The sequence below is a fragment of the Nocardia jiangxiensis NBRC 101359 genome (assembly GCF_000308615.1).
Classification (GTDB): Bacteria; Actinomycetota; Actinomycetes; order Mycobacteriales; family Mycobacteriaceae; genus Nocardia; species Nocardia jiangxiensis.
Genome location: NZ_BAGB01000046.1, coordinates 145087 through 159053 on the forward strand (window position 1 = coordinate 145087; position 13967 = coordinate 159053).

The window sequence follows — 13967 nt, forward strand, 5'->3', positions numbered from 1 at the left end:
GTCTATTCCTCTCGAGCAGGACTCGCCCCGAGCCTACCGGCCGCATCGCTCGCCGTATACGGCCCTCCGGCCGATTCGCCGGGCGCGGCCGGGGTGGTGCGGTAGTCGTTCAGATCCAGTCGGCGGGTTCGCCGACGGTATTCGCGCATCGACCCGGGCCAGTTGTTGGTGTTGACCGGACCGGTCGCGGTGTCGGCCACGTACCAGCTGTGGCAGCCGCCGGTATTCCACACCGTGGTCGCCAGCCGTTCCTGCGCCCGCTCGTCGAAGCGGTCCAGCGATTCCGCGCGCACCTCGAGGTACCGGATGCGCGAAAGTTGTTCCACCGCATGCACGATGTGGTTCATCTGGCTCTCCAGCATGTGCACGATCGACCCCGAGCCGACATTGGTATTGGGCCCGTACATGAGGAAGAAGTTCGGAAATCCGGGTACGGACAGCCCCGGGAACGCCCGTGGCCGCTGCTGCCACGCGTTGTCCAGATCCTGATCGTGCAGACCGACGATCCGCATCGGCGCGACGAAATCGTGCGACCGGAAACCCGTTGCGAGAACGATCGTGTCGGCACGATGCTCCCGCCCGTCGGCATCGATCACCGCTCGCGGGCCGATGTGGTCGATCGGCCGGGTGACGACACGGGTGTTCGGCCGGTTGAGCGTGTCGTAGTACTCGTTGGAGGTCAGGATGCGGTTGCAGCCGACCTCGTACCGAGGCGTCAACGCGGCCCGCAGCTCCGGATCGGACACCCGGCGCAGATTCCAGCGGCACCAGGCCCGGATCGGCGCGGACAGGATGCGCCGCCCGCGCGGAGAGATCAGCATCGGGTTCAGGACCACCCTCCATGGTGGCGAGGTCGATCTGAGACTGGTTGTAGTCCCAGATCTGCTTCTTGCCCTGCTTGTAGAGGCCCGCGTCCTGCTGCCGGATGCCGTCGAACTCCACTCCTAGTCCCGAGCACGCAACCGATCCGAGCGGCCCGGACCTTATTCTCCGGGCCGCTCGGTCGGCACGACGACGTGCACGATTGTGTTGCGCGACACCACGGTTACCGCTGAACCCGCCCCCGCGATATGGGAGGCCACAGGCCCGGCCAGTCGTGACATCACCGTTACGCAGCGAAGAAACCAATATGCACCTTCGATGCATGGCAGCAGCACGGGACGATATGGACGAACGAATTCTCGACGCGGCATTGACCCGGGTGCTGCAGGTCGGCATCCGGCGCGCGAGCCTCGACGACATCGCGCGACGCGCGGGCGTCAACCGGGTGACGATCTATCGGCGGTTCACCACCAAGGAGAACCTGATCGACGCCATGCTCGCCCGCGAGATCCAGCGCACGCTGGCCGAGGTCACCACGATCGCCACCGCCACAAGGGCGTGGACAACCAGATCGAGGAGACCATCGTCTACGTGCTGACCCAGACCCACCCCCATCCCCTGGTCACCCAGCTCCTGGATGTGGCGCCGGAGGAGATCCTCGACTTCTACACCGTGCGTGGCCAGCAGTCGGTCAAGATCGGCATCCGCTACATCGTGCAGGTCCTGGAGAACACCCGGAAAAGCGGCGCGATCGACGACTACGACACCCGCCCGGTCGCGGAACTGCTTGCCCGCCTGGCACATTCGGTGCTGCTGACCCCGGCGGGCGAGATCGATTTCCGGGACGAGGAGCAGGTGCGGGCGTTCGTGGCCACCAGCATCGTGCCGCTGGTCGAACACGGCCTGCCCACGCGCTCCGCGACCGGCGGGCAGGCCAAGTCGCGCACCAAACCCGCCGCCCGCAGCCGCTGAGCATCCGGTGCTCGAATCCGGTCGTCGGCTTCACCGAGTTCTCCCACCATGTATCAATGATACGGAATCAATCACATCGATTCACCGAGTTGTGCGGGAATTCGTCGGCGAGCCGGGTCATCCGGTCGCGGACGGGTGGCGACTAGCCTGATGATCGAACAGTCGGCACGCACCATTTCGGACAAGGAGGGCACATCGATGAAGGTGTTCCAGATCGGCGCCGCCGGGGGCGTCGGACGACCGCTGGCCGCACTGCTGCACGCGCGCGGCGACGAGGTGACCGGTATGCACCGTCGCCCCGAACAGGCCGCCGTGATCGCCGAAACCGGCGCGACCCCGCTGGCCGGCGATCTGATCGCCGACAGCGTCGACGAACTCGCCGAGAAGTTCAGCGGGCACGATGCGGTGGTGTTCTCCGCGGGCGCGCACGGCACCGGGCAGGACCAGACCACCGCGATCGACGGCGCCGGACTTGAGAAGGCGGCCGAGGCCGCTCGCCGCGCCGGGGTCGCGCGGTTCGTCCTGGTCTCGGTATTCCCCGACGCCGGGCGCGGCAGGGCGACCAGCGAGGGCTTCGAGCACTACATGCGGGTCAAGAAGACCGCCGACGTGTACCTGACGCACACCGATCTGGACTGGCTCATCGTGCGTCCGGGCACGCTGCGGGACGAACCCGGAAATGGTTGCGTCACAGCCGGTCTCGCGATCGAGTACGGCGACGTCCACCGCGACGGCGTGGCCGCGTTCATCGATGCGGCCCTGCACCGGCCCGACCTGAACCGCGTCGTCGTCGAACTCACCGACGGCCCCACTCCGGCCGCCGACGCCGTGGACGCGCTGATCGCCACCACCGGCCCCCGAACGCTGTCCTGATTCGCGCACACCCTCGAAAGGCGCTCGGCTGCTGGCGATCTCGCAGGCAACCAACCTGCGGACGCCGCACCGATCAGATTTCGGGTGACGACGACATCCGGGTCGCCCGAGTATCGGAAGTTTCGGTGGCGATGCCCGAGAACTGTTCGCGTAGTTGGCGTTTGAGGAGTTTGCCGCTCGGGTTCTTGGGCAGCTCCGCGACGATCACCACATATTTGGGGGTCTTGTAGCCCGCCAGATGGTCCCGGCAGTGGGCGATCACGGCTTCGGCGTCCAGGTCCGTGCCCGCACGGGGAACGACCGCGGCCACGACGGCCTCGATCCACTTGGGATGCGGCACACCGAACACCGCGACCTCGGCGATGTCGGCGTGCGTGTACAGCGCCTCCTCGACCTCGCGGCTGGCGACGTTCTCGCCGCCGGTCTTGATCATGTCCTTCTTGCGGTCGACCACGTACAGATAGCCGTCCTCGTCCAGGTAACCCAGATCGCCGGAGTGGAACCAGCCGCCGCTGAATGCCGCCGCGGTGCGCTCGGGATCGTTCAGATAGCCCGACATGGCGTGCGGGCTGCGATGCACGATCTCACCGATCGCGCCCGGCGGTACCGGACGGTCCCGGTCGTCGACCACCTCGGTTTCGGTGTTGAGCGAGGCAACTCCAGCCGAACCGGCATGTGCCAGTTGATCTTCCGGTTGCAGGACGGTGGCCATGGGCGCCATCTCGGTCTGGCCGTAGAAGTTCCACAACCGCACGTCGGGTAGGCGCTGCTGCAATTCGAGCAGCACCTCCCGGGGCATCGCCGATGCTCCGTAGTACCCCTTGCGCAGTGTGCTCAGATCGGCGGTGTCGAAGCGCGGCGAACGCAGCAGCGCGATCCAGACCGTCGGCGGGGCGAAGAGTTTCGTGACTCCTTCGCGCTCGATGGTGGCCAGCAGCTCGTCCGGATCGGGGCGGGACAGGATGATGCTGGTCGAGCCCAGGTAGATGTCCGGGACGAGGAAGCAGTCCAGTTGCGCGCAGTGGTACAGCGGCAGCGCGTGCACCTCGATGTCGTGGCCGTCCATTCCGCCGTCGGCCAGGATGCTCACGTACTGCCACATCAGGCTCCGGCTGGACAGCATCGCGCCCTTGGGCCGCGATTCGGTGCCGCTGGTGTACATCAGCCGCAGCACCTCGTCGTCCTCGATCACCTCGTCCGGCAGTTCGGCGCGGTCGTGGCCGGTCCACTCGGCGATATCGGTCCAGCCCTCGGCTGGCGCGCCGATCACCGCCCGGACCCGGATCGCGCTCTCCGTCGCATTCGCTGCCAGTTCGGCCTGTTCCAGGAGAACGTCCTCGGTGACGAGTCCGGCCGCCCGGCTGTGTTCGAGGATGAAGGCGATCTCGCCCGCGCCCAGCATGAAGTTGATCGGCACCACCACGATGCCCAATCGCGCCGCCGCGAACAGCACCACCGGATATTGCCAGCAGTTGTGCGACAGGATCGCCAGGCGCTCACCGCGAGTCAGGCCCACCGCAACCAGGGCCGCGGCTGTGCGATCGATGCGGTCGTCCAGTTCCGCGAAGGTCAGTCGCACCTCGCCGTCGACGAGCGCGAGTTTGTCCGGGACGCGGCGTGCGGTACGCCGGGGAATGTCGCCGAGCGTGTGCGCTCGGGCCCGCCGCAGTTCGGCATTGTCGGACTGGGTGTCGGTCATCGGCTCGTCCTGCGGTTCGGGGGCGTGGTCGCCCTAGATCATGTCCCTGGACGGGCCGGGCGGTCCCGGTTTTCGCGGGACCGGCCGCTGAACGGAAACCGATCGGCGCGGGGGCGGCGGCCCGGCTACCGTGACGGTATGAGCCTGATCGAACTGCAGGGCGCGGTCAACGTCCGGGATCTCGGCGGATTCGTCACCGCCGAGGGCCGGAGGCTGGCCGCCGGACGGCTGTTCCGCGCCGACGCACTGCACAAACTCACGGACGGCGACGTGGCGGTCCTGGCCGGGCTCGGCCTGCGCACGGTGATCGATTTCCGCAGCCCTCGGGAGATCACCGGCGCCGGACCGGATCTCCTGCCGCCCGGCGTCGACCGGATCGAACTCCCGATCGCCGGTGGGAACATCACCGCCACCCTGGGCGCGGTCGCCGACGAATTCTCCAGTGGCAAGCCGGATCTGGGCGGCGGCCGGGCAGCGGAGGTGATGCGCACGATCAACCGGCAGTTCATTACCGTGCCGGAGTACCGCGCGGCCTTCGCCCGCACCCTGCACCTGATCGCCGACCCGGATCGCGATCCCCTGCTGTTCCACTGCACCGCCGGTAAGGACCGCACCGGCTGGATGGCCGCGATCGTGCTGACCGCCCTGGGTGTCCCCCACGACGACGTCCTGGCCGACTACCTGGCCACCAACGACTACGTCTGGCCCTCCTACCAGGCATGGATCACCCGCGCCGCCGAGTCGGGCAAAATCGAGGACCCCGACGCCATGCGCGAGCTCCTCTACCAGGACCCCTCCTACATCGGCTCGGCCTTCACCGCCGTCGAATCCACCTACGGCACCTTCGACCGATTCCTCACCGACGGTCTGGATTTCGGCCCCGCCAACGTGGAGCGTCTGCGCGACGCACTACTCGAATAAGGCACGATCGATCGGCGTCACACCTCAGGTCGTGGCCAGAATGCGGGTGCACTGGTCGATATCGGTGATGCGCGCGTCCTGCGCGAGCCTGCCGACCAGGTAGATCTCGGTGGCGATGACGTGTCCGGTCCGCATCGTCGCGGTCAGGGTGTAATGGGCAGCGATTCCGTTGCCCGACAGCATCTTCGAGTGCACCTCGATATGCAGCGCCCGAGCGTTGCGGCGGGCCGGTCGGGCGTGATCGATCAGGCGTTGCCGGTCCAGGGCCAGGCCGTCGTTACGGAAGACGAAGCCGGGGGCGAACCAGCGATCGAGAATGCGGCCGGGGTCCTGGTCACCGAACGCCATCTCTTCGGGGTAGCGGGTCAGGAATTCGGTCAGATCGGCCTCGGCGTGGATACCGACCATCGCCTCGGAGGACGTCATCGCGACAACCTTGTCGGGTGGGCGGCATGGGTGAGGAGTTCGTCCACCGACCATTGGTCATCGGCGTGGGCTCCACGCTTCGCGGCGAGCACCGCACCGTCGGGGGCGATCAGGAAGTCGGCGGGCAGGCCCAAACGACCGCCTTCGGGACTGGAAGGTGGCGGCGGCTTCTCGTGGCGGCGAATCGCGCCCAGCTCGCGGGCGACGCCGCGCACGATCGCGGGCCAGGCGCGTGGATCGAGCAAGGCCCGATAGCCGGACTCCACGCCGAACTCGCGATACAGGGCGCGGCCGGGATCCGCGATCAGATCCAGCGGCACCGCGGCGCTCTGCGCACGCAATTCCGCTGCGCTGGAATGGAATACCACCACCTCGTGAATCCCCGCGGCGGCGATCTCGTCGCGGCGCAGCACGAACGAGCGCAGGTGCAGACTGCACACCGGACATCCGGCGAATCGGCGGAACTGCAGATGGACCAGGCGATCCGGATCGGGGATCCGGACCTCGGCCCCGGCAATGGTTGTCAGTGTCCGGGCGGGCACCGACGACGACAGCGACATGGCAACTCCCTTCGTAAGCGTACAAGCTACGCCTACGTCCAGTATGCGCGTATCCCGTACGCTGTCAATCCGTGCCCCGGCCCCGTTCCCTGACGACCGACGATCTCGCCACCGCCGCCCTGACGGTGATCGATCGCGACGGCCTGCCCGCGCTCACCATGCGGGCGGTGGCGAAGGAACTGCGGATGGCGACGATGGCCCTGTATCGCTACGTCTCGGATCGCGACGAGCTCGAAATCCTCGTCGCCAACCGCATTCTCGACCCCGTCGACGTATCACTCCCCCCGGACACGGACTGGCGCGAGCGCGTCGAACTCCTGCTCGATCGCCTCCGCGCCGCGGCCTCGGCACATCCCGCCGCGATCCCCCTGACTCTGCGCCACCGCCAGACCGCACCCGGCAGCCTGCGCTGGATCGAGGCCATGCTGACCGTGCTCACCGACGCCGGATTCACCGGGCCAGAGCGCGTCATCGCCCAGCGCACGATCGTCGGCTTCCTGCTCGGCTACCTCCAGAACGAGCACTATGCCTCGCTCATCGGCCCCGGAACCGCTTTGCTCGCCTCGGCCCCAGCCGACGAATTCCCCCTTCTCGCCGAAACCGCGGACCTGGCCCACACCATGACGCCCGCCGACGAATTCCGCGGCGGCACAGCAATACTCCTGGAGGGTCTGGCAGCCCGCCGCGACCGGCCCTGAGACTCGACCGATTCACATTCCGCACCGCACCGCACCGCGCCGCGGACGAATACCTCTATGCCAGAGGGGATGCGAGCACAGAATGGCCGATCGGGCAACGATATCGCCGCTGCCCGATCGGCCGGTTCGAAGCGGACTACAGGCTCAGCACGGTGGCGGCGGCTGTGCCGGGGGCGCCGTAGACCTGGGCGTAGCCGACGCGGGGGTTGCCGGGGACCTGGCGGTCGCCCGCGGTGCCGCGCAGCTGCTGGACCAGTTCGTAGACCTGGCGAATGCCGGAGGCTCCGATCGGTTCGCCGTTGGCGATGAGGCCGCCGTCGGTGTTGATCGGGAGGCGGCCGCCGATTTCGGTGGCGCCTTCGGCCAGCAGCTTCTCCTGATCGCCGTCGGCGCAGAATCCGTTCTCCGCCATATGGATCAGCTCCGCGCCCGCGTCGGTGTCCTGCAACTGGATGACGTCGACGTCCTCGGGGCCGATTCCGGCGGTTTCGAACGCCGCCCGCGAGGCGTAGACCGTGGGCGAGACGTCCTCGTCGATGGCCGCCCAGGTGCTGTGCACCTCGTACGCACCGTAGCGCCGCGTGCGAATCGCGGTGGAGCGCAGGTAGATCGGGTTCGAGGTGTACTTCCGCGCCAGATCACCCCGGCACATGATCACCGCCGCCGCGCCCTCGTCGGGCGAGCAGAACATGTACTGCGTGAGCGGATAGTTCAGCATCGTCGAGTTCAGAATCTCGTCCTCCGGAATCGGCTTGCGCCGGAAGGCATTCGGATTCAACGCGCCGTTGCGGAAGTTCTTCGCGGCGATCTTGGCCAGGGTTCGCTGGGAGATGCCGTGATCCTGGATGTAGCGATTGGCCTTGATACCGAAGAACTTCGTGGTGACGAACTGCCCGTTCTCCGCGTACCAGCCCGGCAGCCCGAGCTTGGCCGGATCGTCGGTGAACGCACCGCGCGGATGTTTGTCCATGCCGACCGCGATGCCGATGTCGTAGCGCCCCGAACGGATCGCCTCGGCGGTCTGCTCGATCGAACTGGCCGCTGTGGCACAGGCATTGAACACATTGGTGAACGGAATTCCGGTCAGCCCGACCAGCCGGGTGACCGCGTCCGGATTGCTCACCTCATAGCTTCCGCCGAAGCCGAACTGGATGTCCTTCCATTCCGCGCCCGCGTCGGTGAGCGCGAGTTGGATTGCGTCGGCGCCCATTTCGATGGCCGTTTTGGCGAACCGGCCGAACGGGTGCAGGCCGACGCCGATGATGGCAACGTCGTTCATGTCAGGCTCCTTCAGGCCGGTTGGAATGCGATGGTCACGACCTCTTCGCCGCTCTCGTCGACGTAGAGCGGGACGAAAGTCAGCTCGAGCTCCATACCGGGCTTCAAGGCGTCCGGATCGGCCGTGGTCAGCCGGGACTCCACCCGGACCTGATCGCCGAGCTGGACCAGGCCGACGCCGAACGGTTCGAAGGTGTCGGCGGTCTCCTTGCCCGCATAGGGCAGTTTCGGGACGAAACCCTGTGTCGTCCAGGCGATCAGCGTGCCGCGGGTGGGCAGCAGCACTTCGGACATATCCGGTCCGCTGCACCGCGGGCAGCGGGCCTGCCGCGGCCACGTCACCGCACTGCACGAACCGCACCGGGTGCCGACGAGCTGTGGATTGTCCGCGGGCCACGTGGATGCTTCGGGCGCGAGCGCCTTGGCCATGTGCCGTCCTCCGTCTGTCTTGTCACCCGCGACGGCGCGTCGACCCCATGGGGCAGGTGTCCGAAACCGCGGATGGAAATCTAATTCTCATTGAATGTATACGTCACTTCCGTTCGTGTGAACATCCGGGCGGTCACGAGGAGACAGCAGACGGTCCGCGGCGGTATACACATCGCACGTACCTGCGGCGACCTCGGCCGCGAGCCGGTCCAACGCGGCGTCACCACGCAATCGGCTCTGCGCCAGCGACAGGATCTGCGCCCGCGCGCGAGCACTGCGACGCTCACCGGTATCCGCGCGATGATGCGCGTCGATGGCCTCGGCCAGTTCCGCGATACCGGTGTTCTGCGCCGCGACCGCGGTCAGGATCGGCACCGAAACCTCTTGGCGCAGATCACGTACCGTCTGTTTCGCACCATCACGATCGGCCTTGTTCACCACGAGGATGTCCGCGACCTCGAGCAGACCCGCCTTGGCGGCCTGAACCGCGTCTCCCGCACCGGGATTCAGGATCACCAGCGTCGGATCGGCCACCGCCGCGATCTCGATCTCGGACTGCCCGACCCCGACCGTCTCCAGCAGGATCAGCCCGTACCCCAGCGCGCCGAGCAGCGCGATCGCCGCCGGAACCGCCGCGGCCAGCCCGCCCAGATGACCGCGCGTGGCCACCGAGCGGATCAGCACATCCGGATCATCGATGTGCTGCGCCATGCGGATCCGATCCCCCAGTAGCGCACCCCCGCTGTACGGGGAGGACGGATCCACCGCGAGCACCGCCACCCGCAGACCGCGCTCGCGATAGGCCGCGACCAGCGCGGCGATCGTGGTCGATTTGCCCGCGCCGGGCGGCCCGGTCACCCCGACCACCCGCACCGGCGCGCACTCCCCCAACTGCGCGAGAACCTCTGCCCGCCGGTCACTTTCGACCAGACTCAGCAGCCTCCCCGCGGCCCGCAACGATCCCGTGCGGGCCGCATCGATGAGTTCGGCGACGGTCTGCATGTACTACCGCTGCCTCACGGCGCGGGTACCTCGATCACCGTCGCCGAACCCATACCGCCACCCGCGCACATCGCGGCGATACCGAATCCTCCTCCGCGACGGCGCAGTTCGTGCACCAGCGTGACGATCATCCGAGCGCCCGAGGCCGCCACAGGATGCCCCAGCGAGCAGCCGCTGCCGCTGAAGTTCACCGCGTCCGGATCCAGATCCAGCGCCCGGATCGCCGCGACCGGCACCGAGGCGAACGCCTCGTTGATCTCGAACAGCTTCACCTCCGACAGCGAAATCCGCGCCTTGGCAACGGCTTTGGTGATCGCCTCGATCGGAGCCAGACCCGTCACGGCCGGATCGACGCCGACCGACGCCCAGGACCGGATGTAGCCCAGCACCGGCAGCCCGAGGCTGTCGCTGGCCACCGCGAGGGCCGCGGCACCGTCGTTGGAGCCCGACGCATTACCGGCGGTAATGCTGAAACCCTCGATCTCCGGGTGCAACACCTTCAGCCCGCCCAGCTTCTCGAGGCTGGTTTCCCGGCGCGGGTGCTCATCGACCTCGAACAGGCCGTGCGGGGTCTGAATCGGGACGATCTCCTCCTTGAACCGGCCCTCGTCGATCGCCGCGATCGCATTGCGATGCGACCGCAACGCCCATTCGTCCATATCCGCGCGGGTCAGTCCCGCCTTGACCGCGGTGTTCCAGCCGACCGTGATCGACATGTCCAGGGTCGGCGCGTCCGGACGTTCGGGATGCGACGGCGAAACCCACCGCTCGTTCCACTCGTTTTCGCCGACCTTCCACTTGGCCTGCGGCGCAGTGGATTCCGAGTTCACCCCACCGGCGATGACCAGATCGTTCATTCCGGCCCGGATACCGGCCGCGGCGGTCTGCACCGCGGACATCCCGGCCGCGCAGTGCCGGTTCAGCGCCATACCCGAGGCCGGGGTCAGCCCGGCGGTGATCGCCGCGTGCCGGGCGATCACACCGCCGCCGTAGCGGCCCTCGCCGAGGATCACGTCCTCGACGCGGTCCGCCTCGACCTCCCCGGCGACCGCGGACACCACGTGATGGGCGAGGTCGAAGGCGTTGGTGTCGCGCAGGGTGCCTTTGCGGGCGGTCCCGATCGGGGCGCGCAGCGCGGACACGATGACGGCTTCAGGCATGAGTGTTCTCCAATTCGGCGACCAGGGTGCGGCGCACCAGTTTTCCGGTTTCTGTCTTGGGCAGCTCGGCCCGGAACACGATGGTGTCCGGGGTCTTGGACGAGCGCAGCCGCGAGCGCACCCATCCCTTGATCTCCTCGGGATCGCCCTGGCCCACCAGCACGGCCACCAGGCGCTGACCCCATTCCGGATCGGGCACGCCGATCACCGCGGCCTCGCGGATGCCCGGATGATCCAGCAGCACGTCCTCGATCTCGGCGGGTGCGATGTTCTCCCCGCCGCGGATGATGGTGTCGTCGGCGCGACCCTCGATGAACAGGTAGCCCTCGGCGTCCAGGCGGCCCAGATCACGGGTCGGGAACCAGCCCTCGGCGTCCAGCGCGCTGCGTCCGCCGTACTCCCCCGAGATCTGCTCGCCCCGCACGAAGACCAGACCCGATTCGCCCGCGGGAACGGGATCACCTGTCTCACTGCGGATCTCGATCTCGATACCGGGCAGTGCGCGCCCCACCGAGCCGAGCCGGTCCCGCACGGCCGGATCCTGCGACGCGAACGCCTCGCGGTGATCCTCCGGGCCCAGGACCGCCACCGAGGAGGCGGTTTCGGTGAGTCCGTAGGCGTTGACGAATCCGGTGTCGGGGAACACCTTCAGGGCGCGTTCGAGCACGGGACGCGGGGTGCGCGAACCGCCGTAGGCCAGGCTGGCCAGTCCGGGCGTGGCCGCATCCTCTCCGTCGACCGCGCCGACGATGCGCGCGAGCATGGTGGGCACCAGCATCGCGTGCGTGATCTTCTCCTCGCGGACCGTGGCGAGCCAGCGTTCGGCGTCGAAGGCCGGCAGGTACACCACCCGGCGGCCGGAGTACAGGTTGGACAGCAGATTCGTCAGGCCCGCGATGTGGTACGGCGGGACCGACACCAGGGAGGCGTGCCCGGGTTCGGAGCCGCCGAACTCCATGGTGTTGAACAGATACGCCATCAGGTGCCGATGACGCAGCAGCGCGGCCTTGGGTTCGGAGGTGGTGCCGCTGGTGTAGATGATCGCGGCGACGGCGTTCTCGTCCCACGGCGCGTCGAGCTCGTCCTGCTCCGCGGGGAGTTCGCCCTCGACCAGTGCGTCCAGATCCTCCTGGCGCAGGACCAGCGCACCCGGATGTTTGTCCAGCAGGGCCGAGAGCTGCTGTTCGCCGAGCCGGTAGTTGAGCGGGACGAACGGCACCCCGGCCAGGGCCGCGCCGAACAGGGCGACCGGATAGGCCAGATGACTCGAGCCCAGGTACAGCACCGCGGGGCGGTCCCGGACCCGGTCGGTCAGCCGCCGGGCATACGCGCGCAGTTCCTGCGCGCTCATCGAGCGGTCCCCGACCGTGATCACCGGTCGGGGCCCGGGTTCTGTGGCTTCGGTCTCCGCGGAGACGGCCATGTCTAGGATCATGCTGATGTTCATGAGAACATTATTCTCTTAGTCAGAGAGTAGTGATTTCAAGAGAGGGTAACGACATGCAGATCAGTGGAAGCTCAGCGATCGTGGTCGGCGGCACCGGTGGCCTCGGCGAGGCGACCGTCCGGCGGTTACACGCGGCGGGGGCGAAGGTGGTCGTCGCCGACGTCGCCGACGACAAGGGCAAGGAGCTGGCCACCGAGCTCGGCATCCGTTACGTGCACACCGACGCCACCGACGAGGATTCCGTGCTGGCGGCCATCGCCGAGGCCGAATCGCTGGGGCCCCTTCGCATTTCGGTCGACACTCACGGCGGCCCGGCCAGCGGCGGACGGCTCGTCGGCAAGGACGGGTCCCCGCTGGGCCTGGACGGGTTCCGCACGACCATCGAGTTCTATCTGACCGCGGTGTTCAACGTGCTGCGACTGTCCGCCGCGGCGATCGCCCGGACCGAACCGCTCGAGGAGGGTGGCCGCGGCGTGATCGTCAACACTGCCTCGATCGCCGGCTACGAAGGCCAGATCGGACAGCTGCCGTACTCCGCGGCCAAGGGTGGCGTACTGGGTATGACGCTGGTCGCCGCGCGCGATCTGTCGCCGCTGGGCATCCGGGTCGTGACCATCGCCCCCGGCACCGTCAACACACCCGCCTACGGCAAGTCCGCCGACAAGCTCGAGCAGTACTGGGGCCCGCAGGTGCCCTTCCCCAAGCGGATGGGCCGCTCCACCGAATACGCCCAGCTGGCACAGTCGATCATCGAGAACGACTACCTCAACGGGGAGACCATCCGGCTCGACGGCGCGCTGCGCTTCCCGCCGAAGTGAGCGTCACCGAATCCGGCACCCGCGGCCCCGGCGACGACCGTGGTCCGGGTGCGCCGCTCGCGGGCAAGGTGGCCTTCGTCGCGGGTGCGAGCCGAGGCATCGGGGCGGCCATCGCCGAGGGACTCGCGGCCGCCGGGGCATCGGTGGCCGTCGCCGCACGCTCGGAGACCGAGGGACGGCTGCCCGGCACGATCGGCGCGGTCACCGAGCGGATCGAGGCCGCGGGTGGGCGAGCGTTGCCGGTCCCGTGCGACGTGTCGAACGAGGAGTCGGTCGAACAGGCCGTCGCCACAACGGTTTCCGCGTTCGGCGGTATCGACGTCCTGGTCGCCAACGCCGGTGTGCTGTGGATGGGGCCGATCGAGACGACGCCGTTGCAGCGCTGGCAGCGCTGCCTGGACGTCAACGTGACCGGCGTATTCCTGGTGACCAAGGCCGTCATCCCGCATCTGAAGGCGCGCGGGGGAGGCTCGCTCATGGCGATCACCACCACCGGCGTGGACATGATCGATCGCGGCGCGAACGCCTACTGGGTGTCCAAGGCCGCGGCCGAACGCCTCTACCTGGGCCTGGCTTCGGATCTTCGCGGCGACAACATCGCGGTGAACTGCCTGAGCCCGTCCCGGGTCGTGCTGACCGAGGGCTGGCAGGCCGCGGGCGGTGGCCGGGAGATCCCGGAGAGCATGATCGAACCTCCGGAGACGATCGCCCGCGCGGCGGTTCTGCTGGCCGGACAGGATGCGTCCGGGATCACCGGGACCGTTCAGCGCTCGGAATCGCTCGTCCCGCAGAGCTGAATCAGCGCGGCGGCCGCCAGACATCCGGATCGGCGGCCGCCACGGGCTCACTCGCATCCGGGCCG

16 protein-coding genes are annotated in these 13967 nt (G+C 68.1%); 7 read left to right on the forward strand and 9 right to left on the reverse strand.

Annotated elements, in window-relative coordinates; all coding sequences use genetic code 11:
- Nucleotides 1-2: 2 nt before the first annotated feature.
- Complete coding sequence (locus ON40_RS20185; RefSeq protein ID WP_051193331.1) at nt 3-821, reverse strand: NAD(P)/FAD-dependent oxidoreductase; 819 nt, start codon at nt 819-821, stop codon at nt 3-5.
- Nucleotides 822-1144: 323 nt separating this feature from the next.
- Here ON40_RS20185 and ON40_RS54705 point away from each other — a divergent pair, with 323 nt between their 5' ends.
- The 3 genes from ON40_RS54705 to ON40_RS20195 all read left to right on the forward strand — a co-directional run bounded on the left by ON40_RS54705 (nt 1145) and on the right by ON40_RS20195 (nt 2667).
- Nucleotides 1145-1420 carry a helix-turn-helix domain-containing protein gene (locus ON40_RS54705; RefSeq protein WP_245567908.1) on the forward strand — a complete coding sequence of 92 codons (276 nt, stop codon included), beginning with the start codon at nt 1145-1147 and terminating at the stop codon, nt 1418-1420.
- The gene (locus ON40_RS54710; RefSeq protein WP_245567909.1) at nt 1381-1794 is read left to right on the forward strand and encodes a hypothetical protein; all 414 of its coding nucleotides are present in this window, start codon (nt 1381-1383) and stop codon (nt 1792-1794) included. Before ON40_RS54705 ends, ON40_RS54710 begins: the two co-directional genes overlap by 40 nt.
- Before the next feature lie 150 nt (nt 1795-1944).
- The gene (locus ON40_RS20195) at nt 1945-2667 is read left to right on the forward strand and encodes an SDR family oxidoreductase (RefSeq protein WP_245567910.1); all 723 of its coding nucleotides are present in this window, start codon (nt 1945-1947) and stop codon (nt 2665-2667) included.
- A 73-nt stretch (nt 2668-2740) separates the two neighbouring features.
- Here ON40_RS20195 and ON40_RS20200 read toward each other — a convergent pair whose 3' ends face one another.
- Nucleotides 2741-4366, reverse strand: coding sequence for an acyl-CoA synthetase (locus tag ON40_RS20200; protein ID WP_051193334.1), 1626 nt, complete (start codon nt 4364-4366; stop codon nt 2741-2743).
- Nucleotides 4367-4504: 138 nt separating this feature from the next.
- Here ON40_RS20200 and ON40_RS20205 point away from each other — a divergent pair, with 138 nt between their 5' ends.
- Nucleotides 4505-5287 (forward strand): tyrosine-protein phosphatase, encoded by a 783-nt coding sequence (locus ON40_RS20205; protein ID WP_040825115.1) that lies wholly within the window; start codon nt 4505-4507, stop codon nt 5285-5287.
- Nucleotides 5288-5311: 24 nt separating this feature from the next.
- Here ON40_RS20205 and ON40_RS20210 read toward each other — a convergent pair whose 3' ends face one another.
- Together ON40_RS20210 and ON40_RS20215 are read right to left on the reverse strand one after the other, a co-directional pair.
- The gene (locus tag ON40_RS20210; RefSeq protein ID WP_051193335.1) at nt 5312-5713 is read right to left on the reverse strand and encodes a hypothetical protein; all 402 of its coding nucleotides are present in this window, start codon (nt 5711-5713) and stop codon (nt 5312-5314) included.
- The gene (locus tag ON40_RS20215; RefSeq protein ID WP_040825117.1) at nt 5710-6273 is read right to left on the reverse strand and encodes a peroxiredoxin-like family protein; all 564 of its coding nucleotides are present in this window, start codon (nt 6271-6273) and stop codon (nt 5710-5712) included. Before ON40_RS20215 ends, ON40_RS20210 begins: the two co-directional genes overlap by 4 nt.
- Before the next feature lie 71 nt (nt 6274-6344).
- On the opposite strand from ON40_RS20215, the gene ON40_RS20220 reads away from it, so the two are divergent.
- Nucleotides 6345-6971: a TetR/AcrR family transcriptional regulator gene (locus ON40_RS20220; RefSeq protein WP_040825119.1), complete on the forward strand. Its 627-nt coding sequence runs from the start codon at nt 6345-6347 to the stop codon at nt 6969-6971.
- Between the two features lie 136 nt (nt 6972-7107).
- On the opposite strand, the gene ON40_RS20225 is transcribed toward ON40_RS20220, so the two are convergent.
- The 5 genes from ON40_RS20225 to ON40_RS20245 form a co-directional block, all read right to left on the reverse strand.
- A complete protein-coding gene (locus ON40_RS20225) occupies nt 7108-8250 on the reverse strand; it encodes a thiolase family protein (RefSeq protein WP_040825121.1) in 1143 nt (380 codons plus the stop codon).
- Between the two features lie 11 nt (nt 8251-8261).
- Entirely contained in the window at nt 8262-8678 is a 417-nt protein-coding gene (locus ON40_RS20230) for a Zn-ribbon domain-containing OB-fold protein (RefSeq protein ID WP_040825122.1), read from the reverse strand.
- A gap of 87 nt (nt 8679-8765) precedes the next feature.
- On the reverse strand, nt 8766-9680 hold the full coding sequence (meaB, locus tag ON40_RS20235) for a methylmalonyl Co-A mutase-associated GTPase MeaB (RefSeq protein ID WP_051193336.1): 915 nt from the start codon (nt 9678-9680) through the stop codon (nt 8766-8768).
- A 14-nt stretch (nt 9681-9694) separates the two neighbouring features.
- On the reverse strand, nt 9695-10840 hold the full coding sequence (locus tag ON40_RS20240) for a thiolase family protein (RefSeq protein ID WP_040825124.1): 1146 nt from the start codon (nt 10838-10840) through the stop codon (nt 9695-9697).
- Nucleotides 10833-12287, reverse strand: coding sequence for a class I adenylate-forming enzyme family protein (locus ON40_RS20245; RefSeq protein WP_040825125.1), 1455 nt, complete (start codon nt 12285-12287; stop codon nt 10833-10835). Before ON40_RS20245 ends, ON40_RS20240 begins: the two co-directional genes overlap by 8 nt.
- Before the next feature lie 53 nt (nt 12288-12340).
- Here ON40_RS20245 and ON40_RS20250 point away from each other — a divergent pair, with 53 nt between their 5' ends.
- Together ON40_RS20250 and ON40_RS20255 are read left to right on the forward strand one after the other, a co-directional pair.
- Nucleotides 12341-13105: an SDR family NAD(P)-dependent oxidoreductase gene (locus tag ON40_RS20250; protein WP_040825127.1), complete on the forward strand. Its 765-nt coding sequence runs from the start codon at nt 12341-12343 to the stop codon at nt 13103-13105.
- Nucleotides 13102-13902 carry an SDR family NAD(P)-dependent oxidoreductase gene (locus ON40_RS20255; protein ID WP_051193337.1) on the forward strand — a complete coding sequence of 267 codons (801 nt, stop codon included), beginning with the start codon at nt 13102-13104 and terminating at the stop codon, nt 13900-13902. The genes ON40_RS20250 and ON40_RS20255 overlap by 4 nt, the downstream gene beginning before the upstream one ends.
- The last annotated feature ends 65 nt before the right edge of the window (nt 13903-13967 follow it).

Bases quoted from the DNA above. Each gene is read 5' to 3' on its own strand.
- ON40_RS20185 (WP_051193331.1), bottom strand. From the start codon at position 821: ATGCTGATCTCTCCGCGCGGGCGGCGCATCCTGTCCGCGCCGATCCGG.
- ON40_RS20200 (WP_051193334.1), bottom strand. From the start codon at position 4,366: ATGACCGACACCCAGTCCGACAATGCCGAACTGCGGCGGGCCCGAGCG.
- ON40_RS20225 (WP_040825121.1), bottom strand. From the start codon at position 8,250: ATGAACGACGTTGCCATCATCGGCGTCGGCCTGCACCCGTTCGGCCGG.
- ON40_RS20240 (WP_040825124.1), bottom strand. From the start codon at position 10,840: ATGCCTGAAGCCGTCATCGTGTCCGCGCTGCGCGCCCCGATCGGGACC.
- ON40_RS20215 (WP_040825117.1), bottom strand. From the start codon at position 6,273: ATGTCGCTGTCGTCGTCGGTGCCCGCCCGGACACTGACAACCATTGCC.
- ON40_RS20195 (WP_245567910.1), top strand. From the start codon at position 1,945: ATGATCGAACAGTCGGCACGCACCATTTCGGACAAGGAGGGCACATCG.
- ON40_RS54705 (WP_245567908.1), top strand. From the start codon at position 1,145: ATGGCAGCAGCACGGGACGATATGGACGAACGAATTCTCGACGCGGCA.
- ON40_RS20230 (WP_040825122.1), bottom strand. From the start codon at position 8,678: ATGGCCAAGGCGCTCGCGCCCGAAGCATCCACGTGGCCCGCGGACAAT.
- meaB (WP_051193336.1), bottom strand. From the start codon at position 9,680: ATGCAGACCGTCGCCGAACTCATCGATGCGGCCCGCACGGGATCGTTG.
- ON40_RS20245 (WP_040825125.1), bottom strand. From the start codon at position 12,287: ATGAACATCAGCATGATCCTAGACATGGCCGTCTCCGCGGAGACCGAA.
- ON40_RS20210 (WP_051193335.1), bottom strand. From the start codon at position 5,713: ATGACGTCCTCCGAGGCGATGGTCGGTATCCACGCCGAGGCCGATCTG.
- ON40_RS20250 (WP_040825127.1), top strand. From the start codon at position 12,341: ATGCAGATCAGTGGAAGCTCAGCGATCGTGGTCGGCGGCACCGGTGGC.
- ON40_RS20205 (WP_040825115.1), top strand. From the start codon at position 4,505: ATGAGCCTGATCGAACTGCAGGGCGCGGTCAACGTCCGGGATCTCGGC.